Annotated in this window: 12 protein-coding genes; 8 read left to right on the forward strand and 4 right to left on the reverse strand. The window is 57.7% G+C overall.

The window, feature by feature from the left end; genetic code table 11:
* The first annotated feature begins 40 nt into the window (after positions 1-40).
* From M2407_RS20445 to M2407_RS20455, 3 genes are read left to right on the forward strand one after another with little or no spacing between them, the layout of a single operon-like run.
* A complete protein-coding gene (locus M2407_RS20445) occupies positions 41-727 on the forward strand; it encodes a D-lyxose/D-mannose family sugar isomerase (RefSeq protein WP_020825440.1) in 687 nt (228 codons plus the stop codon).
* An 11-nt stretch (positions 728-738) separates the two neighbouring features.
* Positions 739-1,599, forward strand: a complete 861-nt coding sequence (locus M2407_RS20450; protein ID WP_128864405.1) for a ketose 1,6-bisphosphate aldolase — start codon at positions 739-741, stop codon at positions 1,597-1,599.
* Entirely contained in the window at positions 1,596-2,612 is a 1,017-nt protein-coding gene (locus M2407_RS20455) for a carbohydrate kinase family protein (protein WP_170868520.1), read from the forward strand. The genes M2407_RS20450 and M2407_RS20455 overlap by 4 nt, the downstream gene beginning before the upstream one ends.
* Here M2407_RS20455 and M2407_RS20460 read toward each other — a convergent pair.
* Positions 2,587-3,327, reverse strand: coding sequence for a response regulator (locus tag M2407_RS20460; protein ID WP_046374374.1), 741 nt, complete (start codon positions 3,325-3,327; stop codon positions 2,587-2,589). The two genes, M2407_RS20455 and M2407_RS20460, sit on opposite strands and share 26 nt — an antisense overlap.
* 211 nt (positions 3,328-3,538) lie before the next feature.
* On the opposite strand from M2407_RS20460, the gene mak reads away from it, so the two are divergent.
* On the forward strand, positions 3,539-4,447 hold the full coding sequence (gene mak / locus M2407_RS20465; RefSeq protein WP_122077468.1) for a fructokinase: 909 nt from the start codon (positions 3,539-3,541) through the stop codon (positions 4,445-4,447).
* A 256-nt stretch (positions 4,448-4,703) separates the two neighbouring features.
* Here mak and licT read toward each other — a convergent pair whose 3' ends face one another.
* The 3 genes from licT to sbcD all read right to left on the reverse strand — a co-directional run bounded on the left by licT (position 4,704) and on the right by sbcD (position 10,222).
* On the reverse strand, positions 4,704-5,546 hold the full coding sequence (gene licT, locus M2407_RS20470) for a BglG family transcription antiterminator LicT (RefSeq protein WP_041415225.1): 843 nt from the start codon (positions 5,544-5,546) through the stop codon (positions 4,704-4,706).
* A 195-nt stretch (positions 5,547-5,741) separates the two neighbouring features.
* The gene (gene sbcC, locus M2407_RS20475; protein WP_259219192.1) at positions 5,742-8,993 is read right to left on the reverse strand and encodes an exonuclease subunit SbcC; all 3,252 of its coding nucleotides are present in this window, start codon (positions 8,991-8,993) and stop codon (positions 5,742-5,744) included.
* On the reverse strand, positions 8,990-10,222 hold the full coding sequence (gene sbcD, locus M2407_RS20480; RefSeq protein WP_259219202.1) for an exonuclease subunit SbcD: 1,233 nt from the start codon (positions 10,220-10,222) through the stop codon (positions 8,990-8,992). Before sbcD ends, sbcC begins: the two co-directional genes overlap by 4 nt.
* A 224-nt stretch (positions 10,223-10,446) precedes the next feature.
* Between sbcD and phoB the strand changes: the two genes are divergently transcribed.
* The 4 genes from phoB (at position 10,447) to M2407_RS20500 (ending at position 14,748) form a co-directional block, all read left to right on the forward strand.
* Positions 10,447-11,136, forward strand: coding sequence for a phosphate response regulator transcription factor PhoB (phoB, locus tag M2407_RS20485; protein WP_020825449.1), 690 nt, complete (start codon positions 10,447-10,449; stop codon positions 11,134-11,136).
* A 24-nt stretch (positions 11,137-11,160) separates the two neighbouring features.
* The gene (gene phoR, locus M2407_RS20490) at positions 11,161-12,477 is read left to right on the forward strand and encodes a phosphate regulon sensor histidine kinase PhoR (protein WP_020825450.1); all 1,317 of its coding nucleotides are present in this window, start codon (positions 11,161-11,163) and stop codon (positions 12,475-12,477) included.
* 14 nt (positions 12,478-12,491) lie between these two features.
* Entirely contained in the window at positions 12,492-13,430 is a 939-nt protein-coding gene (locus tag M2407_RS20495; RefSeq protein ID WP_130016248.1) for a PstS family phosphate ABC transporter substrate-binding protein, read from the forward strand.
* Between the two features lie 211 nt (positions 13,431-13,641).
* Positions 13,642-14,748, forward strand: coding sequence for a cobalamin-independent methionine synthase II family protein (locus M2407_RS20500; protein ID WP_115059877.1), 1,107 nt, complete (start codon positions 13,642-13,644; stop codon positions 14,746-14,748).
* The last annotated feature ends 176 nt before the right edge of the window (positions 14,749-14,924 follow it).

Here is a 14,924-nt window from a genome sequence, read left to right on the forward strand (position 1 = left end):
ACGCCAGGCCCCTCATTTCATCCCCACTTTCGGAGGCGATATGAACCGTTCCGCCGTGAACCAGATTCTGCAACAAACCCAGCATTTTTTTGCCCGCTTCGACGTCCATCTGCCACCCTTTGCGCACTTTAGCCCAACCGTTTGGCGTCAGCTCGATCGTCAGCCGTGGCAGGAGGTATTCGACCTGAAGCTGGGTTGGGACGTCACGGCGTTCGGCGGCGAGGATTTTGCTCACAAGGGGCTGACGCTGTTCACGTTGCGAAACGGTTCGCCCGGCGGTCAACCTTATGCCAAATGCTATGCGGAGAAAATCATGCATTGCCGCGAAGCACAGGTGACGCCGATGCATTTCCACTGGCGCAAGCGGGAAGACATCATCAATCGCGGTGGTGGCAACCTGATCGTCGAGCTGCATAACGCCGATCCGCAGGAAGGGCTGGCCGACAGCCCGGTGAGCGTGACCCTGGACGGTTGCCGACAGACTCACGCCGCCGGTTCACGCCTGCGGCTGGCGCCGGGGGAAAGCATCTGCCTGACGCCGGGCATCTATCACAGCTTTTGGGGCGAGGAAGGTTTCGGCGACGTGTTGGTGGGTGAGGTTTCGACGGTGAATGACGACGACAACGATAACCGTTTCCTGACGCCGCTCAGCCGCTTTAGCCAAATCGAAGAGGATCAGCCGCCCCAGTGGTTGCTGTGTAACGAATACTTGCGCTTTATTGATTAAGGAGATGCACCATGGCATTGATTTCACTGGCACAGGGGTTAGCGCACGCGCGTCAACACGGCTATGCGCTGGGTGCGTTCAACGTGCTCGACAGCCATTTCCTGCGCGCGTTGTTTGCCGCGGCGCAGGCCGCGCGATCGCCCTTTATCATCAATATTGCCGAAGTCCACTTTAAGTACGTGTCGCTGGAGTCTTTGGTCGCGGCGATCAAAAGTGAGGCGGCGCAGCACGACATTCCGGTGGTGTTGAACCTCGATCACGGTCTGCATTTTGAGGCGGTGGTGCAGGCATTGCGTCTCGGATTCAGCTCGGTAATGTTTGACGGTTCCGGCCTGAGTTATGAAGAAAATGTGCGTCAAACGCAGGAAGTGGTGCGCATGTGTCATGCGGTGGGCGTCTCGGTGGAGGCCGAACTGGGTGCCGTCGGCGGTGACGAAGGCGGTGCTCTGTATGGCGAGGCCGACAGCAATAAATTTACCGACCCACGGCGGGCGCGCGAGTTTGTCGAATTGACCGACATCGATGCACTGGCGGTGGCGATCGGCAACGCGCACGGCAAATACAAGGGCGAACCTAAGCTCGATTTCGAACGTCTGGCGGCTATCCAGCAGCAGGCTGGCATTCCTTTGGTGCTGCACGGCGGTTCCGGCATCAGCGATGCAGACTTCAAGCGGGCCATCGGCCTGGGCATTCACAAAATCAACTTCTATACCGGCATGTCGCAAGCGGCGCTGGGGGCGATTGAACAGCGGATGACGCAGCGTCACGCGATTTATGATGAGTTTGCCGAAGTGCTGTTGGCGGTGGAGCGCTCGATCAGCGAAGTGGTGCAGCAGCAGATGCATATTTTCGGCAGCGCCGGGCGGTTGTGATGAGCCGGCGTGGCATTGTTTCTGCCGGTAACATGCTGGTGGATCATGTCCATCAAATTGCGCATTGGCCTCAGCCGGGCTGGCTGGTGGAGATTGAACATAGCCAGCGTGCCACCGGCGGTGCGCCGCTTAATGTATTGCTGACGCTGGCGCGTATGGAAACCGGGTTGCCGCTGGCGGCGCTGGGGCTGATCGGCTGCGATGCCGATGGTGACTATATTTTGCAAATGCTGGCGCAGTACCAAGTCGACAGCGGCCGGGTGCGTCGCAGCGAAACGGCGATGACCTCGATGTCGCAGGTGATGACCGAGCCGGGTGGACAGCGGACCTTTTTCCATGCGCCGGGCGCGAATCGGTTGTTGGACCTCGGCGATTTTGACGCGCTGCACAGCAATCATAAAATTTTCCACCTGGGCTATCTGCTGCTGCTCGACAGCCTGGATTGTCCGGACGAGGAATTCGGCACCCGTAGCGCACGCCTGCTGGCGCAAATGCAGCAGCGCGGTTACCAGACTTCGTTGGATCTGGTGTCGCGCCAGGGCGATCCACGCTATCGGCCTTTGGTGTTGCCGGCGCTGCGCTGGCTGGACTATCTGGTGATCAACGAGCTGGAAGCCGGTGAATTTACCGGACTGGCGCTGCGTACGGCTAATGGCTCGTTACAGCAGTCACTGATGGCGCAGGCCGCAGAACAATTATTGCAGGCCGGTGTGCGGCGGCGGGTGGTGATCCATTGCCCGGAAGGGGCCTACGGGCTGGAGAGCGGTGGCGAAGCGCGTTGGCAACCCTCGTGGCAGGTGAGGGAAACTGAAATCGTCGGCAGCGTCGGTGCCGGTGATGCGTTCTGCGCCGGCGTGCTGTATGCCAGCCATGAAGACTGGCCTTTGGTGGAGACACTGCAGCTGGCGCATGCCTGTGCGCGTTTCAATCTGCTGTGCGCCAATGCTGTCGACGGTGCTCGGCCGCTGCCGGAGCTGCAGGATTTTATCAGGCGGCAGCCACCGGCTGGCTGACGTCGGCGGCAAAGACGTAACCCAGCCCGCGAATGGTGCGGATCAGTTCGGGCTGATGCGGATTGATTTCGATCTTGCGGCGCAGCCGCATGATCAGCACGTCGATAGTGCGATCGAAGACCTCCAGCGTTTCGCCGTGGGTCAGCTCCAGCAGGCGATCGCGGGTCAGTACTTTACGCGCATGTTGTACCAGCGCCAGCAACAAGCCGTATTCGCCCTGAGTCAGATCGACAGCCTGGCGCTGAGGGTTGTGCAGCGTGCAGCGGTTGGTGTCCAGACACCAGCCGTTGAACTGCCAGCCTTCCGCTCTGGTCTGGCCGACAGCGGCAGGTTCCAACGCCAGCGCACCGGTACGGCGCAAAACCGCCTTGGCGCGAGCGACCACTACGCGTGGATTAAAGGGTTTGGCGATATAATCGTCGGCGCCCATTTCCAGGCCGACCACCACGTCGGACTCGGCGCCGAGACCGGTCAGCATCACCACCGGCAGATCCGGACGCAGGCGGTGGATCTGCTGTAACACCAGCAGGCCGTTGGTGTCCGGCAGGATCAGATCCAGCAGCACCAGCGCAATATCCGGCTGCTGGCTGAGTAGCGTCAGCGCCTCGCTGCCCCGGTGGCAGGCATGTACGGTAAACACGTGCTCATTGAGCACGTCACAAAGCAGATCACAGATAGCGGGATCGTCGTCGACGATCAATATGGCAGGTTTCATCGCTGCTCTCCGAATTTTATGATGCGTAAAAATGTTATCAATAGGTTAACTGATAAAATCCAGTGTACCCGATGGCTAATTAATAAGCGGCAGCCGGTGCGGTTCTGATGCGGAAATTGCCATCGCCGTCACACTCGGCGTTAATGGGGTGATCCCGAAAGCCGGTTACATTAGGCTGTAGCAACGTTGTTGTGCATTGAGGAGAAAAATCGTGCGCATTGGTATCGACCTGGGTGGCACCAAAATTGAAGTGATCGCGTTGGCCAACGACGGACGGGAACTGTTCCGCCATCGTATTGCCACGCCGCGCCATGACTATCAGCAAACGCTGGAGGCCATCACCGGTCTGGTGAAACTGGCGGAAGAAAATACTGGGCAGCAGGGATCGGTCGGGGTAGGCATTCCCGGTACGCTGTCGCCTTATACCGGCTTGGTAAAAAACGCCAACTCGGTGTGGCTCAACGGCCAGCCTCTGGACAAAGACCTGTCGGCGATGCTGGCGCGTGAAGTCCGTATCGCCAACGACGCCAACTGCCTGGCGGTTTCGGAGGCTACCGACGGCGCGGCCGCCGGCAAACAAACGGTGTTTGCGGTGATTATTGGCACCGGCTGCGGCGCAGGGGTGGCGATCAACGGCCAGGCGCATTCGGGCGGTAACGGCATCTCTGGCGAATGGGGGCATAACCCGCTGCCGTGGCTGGACGATGACGAACTGCGTTTTCGTGCAGAGGTTCCCTGCTACTGTGGCAAGCAGGGCTGTATCGAGACCTTTATCTCCGGCACCGGCTTTGCCACCGATTATTCGCGCCTGAGCGGTAATCCGCTAAAGGGGCATGAGATCATGGCGCTGGTGGCGCAGGGAGATACCCTGGCGGAGCAAGCCATTAGCCGCTATGAGCTGCGGTTGGCCAAATCGCTGGCGCACGTGATCAATATTTTTGATCCGGACGTGGTGGTGTTGGGCGGCGGTATGAGCAATGTGGACCGTCTTTATCAGCGTGTGCCGCAGTTGGTGAAATCCTGGGTTTTCGGTGGCGAGTGTGAAACCCCGATCCGTAAAGCCGTTCACGGTGACTCCAGCGGCGTACGCGGTGCAGCCTGGCTGTGGCCGCAAGTGTAACCGTTGCAAAAAAGCGCGGGCCTGCTCGCGCTTTAATCCATTCACCGTATAAAAACCAGATGCGCTCTATGCTTTAGCTAACTTAGCTGATGAATGAGGCGTCTGCTGCTGGATACCCATGCGCTAATCTGGTGTTTGTCAGCGCGGCCAGCATTTGGGAGATTTCGATCGCATGCTGCTCGCCCAGGCGCAGGCCGAAGGGCTGACGCTGGTTTCCGCCGTACGGCATTCGGGTGTTTGACGCCCGTCGCTAAACCTATCTTGCCTCGCTTTCGCTGCGCACCCGTTCGATATGAATGGTCAGAAACATCATCTCTTCCCGCGTGAGTTGATGCTGATAGTTTTTTTCGATGTGCTGATTGATCTTGCCTGCGCAGGCAAAGGAGTCAGGGTACTTTTCTTTCACCACCAGATAGAGTGAGTCGTCATCGCTGTCGACGTAGTTTTTACCCAGCAGACGCTGGGCGAAGAACTTCAGGTGAGTGATAAAGCGGTGATAGCTCAGGGCTTCTTCGTTGTAGTCAAAACGGAAATGGTATTTGACGATATTCAGGATTTCCTGCATGACGCGAGTGATATGCAGGGTGTTGTGCATTTCATCGTTCAACTGGGCGTTGACCAGGTGCAGGGCGATAAACCCGGCTTCGTCCTCCGGCAGCGTGGTGCCCAGCCGTTCGGCGATCAGCGTCAGTGCCTCCAGCCCGACGGCAAATTCGGCTGGGTAGAGCTTCTTGATTTCCCACAGCAGCACGTTTTTGATGTCCAGCCCCTGGGCATGGCGCTGCAGCGCAAAGTGGATGTGATCGGTCAGCGTGATATAAACGATGTTATGCAGCTTGCCCGGCAAGCGCTGGCGGGCGAGGGTGATGATTTTGTCGGCCGTGGTCACGCAGGCCAGGGGGATCTCCGACAGCAGCGTTTTAAAGCGCTCAGCCATTTCGCTGCCGTTAAGGGTGAAGACCTTCTCGATCAGGTTTTCGTCCAGCAGATCGCCAGCCTTCTTTTTAAAGCCGATACCTTTTCCCATAACCACCGTCTCTTCCTGACGGTCGTCCAGCGTAATCACCACGTTATTATTAAGTATTTTTGCGATCTTCATGGTTTTTCCCGGATGTTTCAGCATGCTGAAAACGAAAAAACCTGACGTCCAGGAGCGATCCCGTGCGTCAGGTTTTGCCTGTATATTTACAGTAACAATCCTGTTATCGATAGCATCATAAACCTTGTCAGCGGCGGCTCAATGTTTTTGACCGGGGAGTGACGCCACGGTCACATTTCCGAGCTCAGGGTAACGTTATTCCAGCCGGAACTGCGGCTCCAGCCGGCTGATACCGAGGCCGTTCACCTTTTTCACCTTAATCTGCACTGGAATACGATCTTTCATGGCTTCAACGTGGCTGATCACGCCGATGGTTTTGCCGGAGGCGTTCAGGCTGTCCAGTGCGTCCAGCGCGGTGTCCAGAGTTTCCGCATCCAGCGTACCGAAGCCCTCGTCAAGGAACAACGAATCGATACTGGTCTTGTGGCTGACCAGATCGGACAGCGCCAGCGCCAGCGCAAGGCTCACCAGGAAGCTTTCACCGCCGGACAGGGTTCGAGTGTCGCGCAGTGCGTCCGCCTGCCAGGTGTCCACCACCTGCAATTCCAGTGCATCACTGGTTTTGCGCTGCAGCAGATAGCGGCCGTGCAACCGGCCCAACTGGTTATTGGCCAGGTACACCAGATGATCGAGCGTCAGTCCTTGGGCAAACTTACGGAATTTATCCCCCTCTTTGGAGCCGATGAGCTGATTGAGGTAGCTCCAGTCGTCGTATTGTTGCTGACTTTGGCTGATTTGCTCAAACAGCGACTGCTGATTGAGACGGCGCGCGGCATCACTTTCCAACTGGTTGCGCACTTCACCCTGTCGGAGCTGCAGAGTTTTGAGCTGCTGCGCCAGCGCGGCCAGATCCTGGCCCAGAGTTTGGGGATCGGCCTGGCTTTCATCCAGCCCTTCCGGACGCTGTTGGCGTTGCTGTTCCAGATTGGCTACGGCCTGGGTCAGCAGGGCGCTGGCTTCAACCTGTCGTTGCTGCAGCTGCTCTTTGCGCCGTTGCAATTGTTGGCGCTGATCGTCATTCAACAGGGCAGCGTTGAAGGCCGCTTCGTCGTCGAATTCGCTGGTGGACAACGCTTGCAGCCAATCTTGCTCCGCCTGTTGCAGCCGTTCGGCCAGGTGCAACAGCTGTTGCTGCAACCCGGTAAGTTGCCCGCCAAGACGATCGCGTTGTTCCTGCGCCTTCTGCCAGTGCTCTGCGGCCAGTTGTATAGCCTGTTCGCAGGCCGTCTGCCGGGCACGCAGCTGTTCACGCACCTGCACGATTTGCTGTTCGCCAAACAGCGCCAGCCGCTGCGTACGTTGTTCGCCCAGAGCTTGCTCTGCTTCTTGACGCTGTTGCTGCAGGCGTTGCTGCTGAGATTGGGCCTCGGCGTGGCTTTTTTCCAGCAGTTTGAAACGCTCGTCCAGCAGTGCCTTTTCTTGCTGCGCCTGTTGCTGCTGTGTCTGCAGTGCGGCCAACCGGTCTTTAGCCTGCTGTACCGCCTGGGCTGCCTGCTCGTGTTGCAGCAGACTGGCCTGAGCCTGACGCTCCTCATTGTCGCAATCGCTTAACCACTGGCTAAGGCGAGCGGTGTCCTGCAGATCAAAATCAAACGCCAGAGGCGTGCTGAGGGTTTGCCATTGCTGACGATGAGCGGCCAGCTGTTGTTCATCTTGGCCGATAAGATGTTGCTGGCGCTGCAGTTGCTCTTTCAGGCTTTCGCAGCGGGTGCGCAGCTCGGTGCCCTGGGTGTACAAAGCCTCGGTTTTGACGCGCATATCGGCCAGACGCAGTGCTGTCTCAGAGGGTTTTACCGCCTGATACTGTTCGATGGCCGGATGCTCGGAAGATCCGCACAGTGGACAAGGTTCGCCGGTTTGCAGGCGAGCGCGTTCCGCCTCCAGGCTGACGATGCGTTGCTCCAGCTCAAGGGCTTTCTCTACGTCCGTCTGATGTGCTTTTTGCTGTTTGTACTGCTGGCGTGTTTCTTCAAGCTGCTTTTCAAGCTCGCTGAGCTGGGTCTGACGGGCCGTGAACTCCTTGCGTTGTTGTTCCAGACGTTCGCTGACCTGGCCAAACAGCGAGGAGAGGGTAAATAATTGCTGGCGCACCGGACGCAGCTCGGCCAGTTCGGTCTGACGTTGGCGCAGCGCTGTTAGGGGGGCTTGGGCTTCCAGCGCATTTTGCTGCTGTTGCTGCGCTGCCAGTGCGGCAGTGAGGCCGTTAAGCTGCTCCTGCTGCTGTCCGGCCTGGGCGGTGAGCCGGGCTCGTAAAACCTCAAGTTGTTCCAACTCCGCTTGTTGCTGAGCGTACTGTTGCGTGGCGGCATCGCAGGCCTGTTGCAGTTCTGTCTGCGTTTTTTGCAACTGGGTTATCTGGTGGTCGAGCGGGACGATCTGCTCGTCGATCAGCCGTTGTTGGATCTGCTGGTGTTCGACATGCGCCTGCAGTTGAGCACGTGCTTGTTCCACTGCCTGCTGCAACGGGGTCATCTGGGCAAGCTGTTGCTCCTGTTGCTGCGTCAACTGGGCAATCTGCTGTTGTAGCGCCTGTTGATCGCTGCGGCAGCGGTTGCGTTCGTTGAGCAGTGGGCGCAGTTTCTCTGCCGGCTCGCTGCGCGCCAACTGCTGAAGTTGCGGTTCTGCTTCAGCCTGCTCCTGTTGTACGGCGCTCAACTGACGCTGGTATTCCTGCTGTTTCTGTTGCGTCTGTTGCCATTGCTGTAGCCAGTTTAACGCCCGTTGCTGACGCTGGGTCTGTTCGCTGAGGGCATTTTCCTGCGAACTGAGCTCCACGAGCTGGCTTTCCAGCTGTTGGCGCTGTTCTTCGTTCAGCAACTCAATGCCGCTGGCGCGCTGATGCAACGCGTCCAGATCGGTTTTGGCCTGTTTGTGCTGCTCGAAAACGCGCTCGGAAAGCTGGCCGTAAATCTCGGTGCCGGTCAACTCTTCCAGCAGTTCGGCCCGATCATTGGCATCGGCATTCAGGAAGGCAGCGAACTGCCCCTGAGACAGCATCATCGATTTGGTAAAACGACCGAAATCCAGTCCGGTGATCGCAGCGGTAAGATCCAGCTTGTCGCGGACTTTATCGGCCAGGATTTTGCCGTCATCGCGCATCGCCAGCTCCACCTTCGGCGCCTGCAGGTTGCCGTCCGGGGAGTTTTTGGCACGGCGCTGGCTCCAGAACGCGCGGTAACCGACACCTTTAACCTCAAACTCGACCTCCGCCAGCGACTCGGCGGTGTGGCGGGTCATCAGCTCATTTTGGCTTGGCGTGACATTCAGGCGCGGCGTCTGGTGGTACAGTGCCAAACAGATGGCGTCCAGCAGGGTGGTTTTACCCGCGCCGGTGGGGCCGGTGATGGCAAATAATCCGTTGCTGGCGAAGGGCTCGGCGGTGAAGTCTATCTTCCATTCCCCCTGCAGCGAATTGAGGTTTTTTAATCTCAGGCTGAGGATTTTCATTGGTTCGGCTCCTGATCCTGGTGCCGTACGGCTTCGACCACCTGTTGGAACATCTGACTCATTCGCTGTTTGCGCGCTTCGGCCATCTCGGGTTCCTGCGCCAGCCGCCGCTCAAAGACCTCGGTGACGCTTAGTTCGTTGAGTGTTTCTTTGTCTTGTTGTTCAATGGCCTGGCGACGCTGCTCCTTACTGCGGCGCAGCAGCACGACCTCTACTGGTAGTTGATCGGCCAGCAGCTGAATGCGACGCTGAATGTCGCTAAGGTAATCCTGGGTCGCCACTTCGATATCCAGCCATACCGGTAATTCACCCTGATAATCGGCGAACAGCCGTAATTTCTGCTCGATCTGCGCCAAATCTCCCTTAATGAGCTGCATCGGTTGGAAGCTTGGGATCTCCAACGCGCTGACCTGTTGCAGGGCACCCGCCGCGAAATCCACCATAAACACGCTTTTGGCCTTGCCCAACTCGTCAAAACTGAGCGGGATAGGGGAGCCGCTGTAGCGAATATGTTCAGATTTGGCGACGTTTTGCGCGCGATGAATATGCCCCAGCGCGATGTAATCGGCCGGCGGGAACGCCTGTGCGGGGAAGGCATCCAGCGTACCAATATAGATGTCGCGCACCGAGTCGGACGTGGTGACGCCGACGGTGGTCAGATGGCCGGTAGCGACGATGGGCAGCGGCAAGCCCAGGGCATCACGGCGCGCACAGGCGGCCTGGTACAGGGTGTGATAGTGGTCGGCGATAGACTCTTGCAGCGCCTGCTGTTTTTGCACCCCGGACTCACCGGCGCGGCTGGTGAGCAGATCGCGCGGGCGCAGAAAAGGAATGGCGCACAATACCGCACCCGGTTGGCCGTCGCGTTGATTCAGCACCAGCACCTGTTGTTCGATTTCGCTCTGCGCATTGGCGATCACGGTGGTATTCAGGCAGGAAAGTAATTCACGCGATTCATTTAAGGTGGCCACGGAGTCGTGATTGCCGCCCAACACCACCAACTGGCAGCCGGTACGCTGCAGTTCCACCACGAAGCGGTTATACAGCTCGCGGGCGTAGCTTGGCGGCGAGCCGGTATCGAACAGATCCCCGGCGACGATCAGCGCATCCACCTGGTGTTGTTCGATCTGTTCGATCAGCCAGCGCAGAAATGCCTGATGCTCGGCGGCGCGGCTTTTGGTGAAAAAGTACTGGCCAAGATGCCAGTCAGAGGTGTGGATCAGGCGCATGACACTCCCGGGACGATAGGGTAATGGCGGTGATTATAAAGGGCGTTGCGGCGGCTGTCGTGACGCAATCATTATGACAACTGAATGATTTTTCTTTGACGTTGGAAATAATCGCTATGCTTACTGCCTATAACAGCCCGCTTTTTTCATAAAAGTGTCACAAAACTGACGCATAATGGCGCCCGCAATCAACTGTGATCGCTAACACATTGGCAGGATTGACGATGGCAAGACGCATACTGGTGGTGGAAGACGAAGCGCCGATCCGTGAGATGGTGTGCTTTGTGTTGGAACAGAATGGTTACCAACCGTTGGAAGCTGAGGATTATGACAGCGCCGTGACGCGCCTGTCTGAGCCGTTCCCTGATTTAGTGTTGCTCGACTGGATGTTACCCGGGGGATCGGGCATTCAGTTTATTAAACATATGAAACGTGAAGCGCTGACCCGCGATATTCCGGTGATGATGTTGACCGCGCGCGGTGAAGAAGAAGACCGGGTGCGCGGCCTGGAAGTCGGGGCGGACGATTACATCACCAAACCCTTCTCACCGAAGGAACTGGTGGCGCGCATCAAGGCGGTAATGCGCCGTATTTCACCGATGGCGGTGGAAGAAGTGATTGAAATGCAAGGGCTGAGCCTGGACCCTTCCTCACACCGCGTGATGGCTAACGAACAAGCGCTGGATATGGGGCCGACCGAGTTCAAGCTGTTGCACTTCTTTATGACCCATCCTGAACGCGTTTATAGCCGTGAGCAGTTGCTTAATCACGTCTGGGGCACTAACGTTTATGTGGAAGACCGCACCGTTGACGTGCACATCCGTCGGCTCCGTAAGGCGTTAGAGACCAGTGGTCATGACAAAATGGTTCAAACCGTTCGGGGCACCGGCTACCGATTCTCAACGCGCTACTGATCGCGCCGCGCTGGAGAATATGCCGTGTTAGAACGTCTATCCTGGAAGAGGCTGGCCCTGGAGCTGGCCCTTTTCTGCCTGCCTGCCTTACTGTTGGGGCTGATTTTCGGTTATCTGCCCTGGCTGCTGCTGGCCTCCGTGCTGGCGGCGTTGGTATGGAATTTCTACAATCAACTCAAACTTTCCCACTGGCTGTGGGTTGACCGCAGCATGACGCCGCCGCCTGGCCGCTGGAGCTGGGAACCGCTGTTTTACGGCTTGTATCAGATGCAGCAACGGAACCGTCGTCGGCGCCGTGAGCTGGCGCTGTTGATCAAACGCTTCCGTAGCGGAGCGGAATCGCTGCCCGATGCGGTAGTGATGACTACCGTCGAAGGCAATATCTTTTGGTGCAACGGGCTGGCGCAGCATTTGCTGGGTTTCCGCTGGCCGGAAGACAATGGCCAGCACATTCTCAACCTGTTGCGTTATCCGGAGTTCAGTCACTATCTGCAACAGCAGGAGTTCTCCCGCCCTTTGACGCTGCAACTGAATAACGAGCATTACGTCGAGTTTCGTGTGATGCCCTACTCCGAAGGGCAATTATTGATGGTAGCCCGCGATGTGACCCAGATGCGTCAACTGGAAGGGGCTCGGCGCAACTTCTTCGCTAACGTCAGCCACGAGCTGCGCACGCCGCTGACGGTATTGCAGGGTTACCTGGAAATGATGAGCGACGAAGAGCTGGATGGTTCGCTGCGCGGTAAGGCGTTGGGCACCATGCAGGAGCAGACTCGCCGCATGGACGGACTGGTCAAGCAACTGCTGACGCTGTCGCGCATCGAGGCGGCGCCTAACGTTGAAATGAACGAGCGGGTTGATATCCCCCTGATGTTGCGGGTGTTACAACGTGAGGCGCAATCGCTGAGCGGCGGCAACCACGAGATCACCTTCCGGGTGAATGAGCAGTTGAAAGTGTTCGGTAACGATGACCAACTTCGCAGTGCGGTGTCGAATCTGGTGTATAACGCCGTCAATCATACGCCGAAAGGCACCAATATTGAGGTCAGCTGGCAGCAGACGCCAAGCGGCGCGCAGTTTCAGGTCAGTGATAATGGGCCGGGTATCGCGGCCGAACATATTCCCCGTTTGACCGAACGCTTCTACCGCGTTGACAAAGCCCGTTCACGCCAGACCGGCGGCAGCGGGTTGGGGTTGGCGATCGTCAAGCATGCGCTCAGTCACCACGATGCGCGGCTGGAGATCCTTAGCGAGCAGGGCATCGGCACCCGATTTATCTTTACCTTGCCTAACCGGTTGATTGTTCCCGCAGCTTTGTCAGAGAATGCGGTGAAAAATTAACGCGAGAGGCTGGCATGATCCGAATCACCCGAGGGCTGTTGCTTTGCCTGGCGCTGTTGGCAAGCCGAAGCGCGCTGGCACAGCCGGATGGCATGCTGTCCGGCAACCTGTCTAGCGTCGGCTCCGATACGCTGGCGAACCTGATGGCGCTGTGGGCGCAGGACTTCAGCCAGCATTATCCCAACGTTAATCTGCAAATCCAGGCCGCCGGTTCCTCCACGGCGCCAACCGCATTGGCGGCTGGTGCAGCGCAGCTTGGCCCGATGAGCCGCCCGATGAAGGCCGCGGAAGTCTCTGCATTCGAGCATCGTTACGGTTATGCGCCGTTGGCGGTACCGGTCGCGGTCGATGCGCTGGTGGTGCTGGTGCATCAGGACAATCCGCTGCGCGGTCTTAATCTGCAGCAGCTCGACCGAATTTTCTCCGCGACTCTGCGCTGTGGCGAAAGCCAGCCTTTGACGAGATGGGGGGAACTGGGGCTGACCGGTGATTGGCAACAGCGTGCGCTGCAACGTTTTGGACGTAATTCGGCCTCCGGCACCTACGGCTATTTCAAACTGCGTGCGCTGTGCGGCGGCGATTTTATGCCGCGCGTCAATGAGCTGCCGGGCTCGGCTTCAGTCGTGCAGGCGGTGGCCGGTTCGCTGAACAGTATCGGCTATGCCAGCATCGGTTTTCGCGCCAGCGGCGTACGGCTGTTGCCGCTAGCGGAGACCGGCCAAAACTATGTAACGCCAAATGACGCCAATGTGCGTAACGGCAGCTATCCGTTGTCGCGCTATCTGTATATTTACATTAATAAAGCGCCCAACCAGCCGCTGGAGCCGCTGACGGCGGCATTTCTCGATCGCGTGCTGTCGGACACCGGGCAAAATCTGGTCAATCACGACGGCTATCTGCCACTGCCGCCGCAGACTCTGCAGAAAACCCGCCTGGCGCTGGGCCTGCAATAAGCCTGCCTCTGGGCACCTTGAGTGCCCAACATGAATTTCTTTCATCCCCTGTGAAAATTCTTCCGTTGCCGCCCGTCAGTCGACGTGACAGCATGCTGATTATAAGTCATCTAGACGTCTGGAAGTCTATTTAATGGCCCGGCGTAATAGTTCACACTGTAAATCACTGAGGCAAAGGCCCGAGCTTTTGCCGGCTAGCGGGAGTCATATTATGTGCGATTGCAATTCTGCCTTTCACGCTGACGTTGTCGGCAGTCTGTTACGCCCTGCGGCGCTGAAAACCGCTCGCCAACAGTTTCTGCAGGGCGAGATTGATGCCCTTCAGTTACGGGAAGTTGAAGACCAACAGATCCGTCTGGCGGTGGCAAAACAGAAAGATCTCGGTTTGGCAGTCGTGACGGATGGAGAATTCCGTCGAGCGTGGTGGCACTTCGACTTTTTGGAAGGGCTGGACGGCGTGGAAGGTTATGACGCGGAGCAGGGGATCCAGTTTAACGGCGTACAAACGCGGGCGCGCAGTATCAAGGTGGTCGGCAAATTGGGCTTCAACCCGCAACATCCGATGCTGGAGGACTTTCGTTTTCTGAAGGCCATCGCCGGTGATGCGGTGCCGAAGATGACCATTCCAAGCCCGAGCGTGCTGCACTTTCGCGGTGGGCGTAAGGCCATCGACAGCCAGGTTTACCCGGATCTGAACGGCTATTTTGACGATCTGGCGCAGACCTACCGCGAGGCGATCAAGGCGTTTTATGATGCCGGTTGCCGCTATCTGCAACTGGATGACACCGTGTGGGCCTACCTGTGCTCTGACGATCAACGGCGGCAGATCCGCGAGCGTGGAGAGGATCCGGATCTTCTGGCGCGCATTTACGCGGATGTGCTGAATGCGGCGATCGCCGACAAGCCGGAGGATCTGATCATCGGGTTGCACGTTTGCCGCGGTAATTTCCGCTCCACCTGGATCTCCGAGGGCGGCTATGAACCTGTGGCGGAGATCCTGTTTGGTCAGGTGAATATCGACGCTTTCTTCCTGGAATACGACAATGAGCGTTCCGGTGGTTTCGAGCCGCTGCGTTTTATCAAGCCGGGCAAACAGCAGGTGGTGCTGGGCCTGATTACCACCAAAAACGGGGAACTGGAAAACCCTGAGCAGGTGAAACAAAGGCTTGAAGAGGCGGCGCAGTTTGTCGACCGTCGACAGCTTTGCCTCAGCACCCAGTGCGGTTTCGCTTCGACTGAAGAGGGCAACAGCCTGAGTGAGCAGCAGCAGTGGAATAAACTGCAAAGCGTGGTGAATATTGCCGAGCAGGTTTGGTAGGGCAAAAAATCGGTTCAGACCGCGCGGAAACTGGTGGTTTATTGGCGGTTTCGCGCGGTCATGAGGCACCTTCTTCACGTTTTGTGAATGCGTTGCTCAAAAATGATACAAATCATGTATTGTATATTTATTGATAGCCCCTATGATCAACTGGTGTCGAAAGATAATCTGGTCGA

Origin of the sequence: Serratia sp. BIGb0234 (assembly GCF_024809915.1) — a bacterium.
Lineage (GTDB): Bacteria > Pseudomonadota > Gammaproteobacteria > Enterobacterales > Enterobacteriaceae > Serratia > Serratia liquefaciens.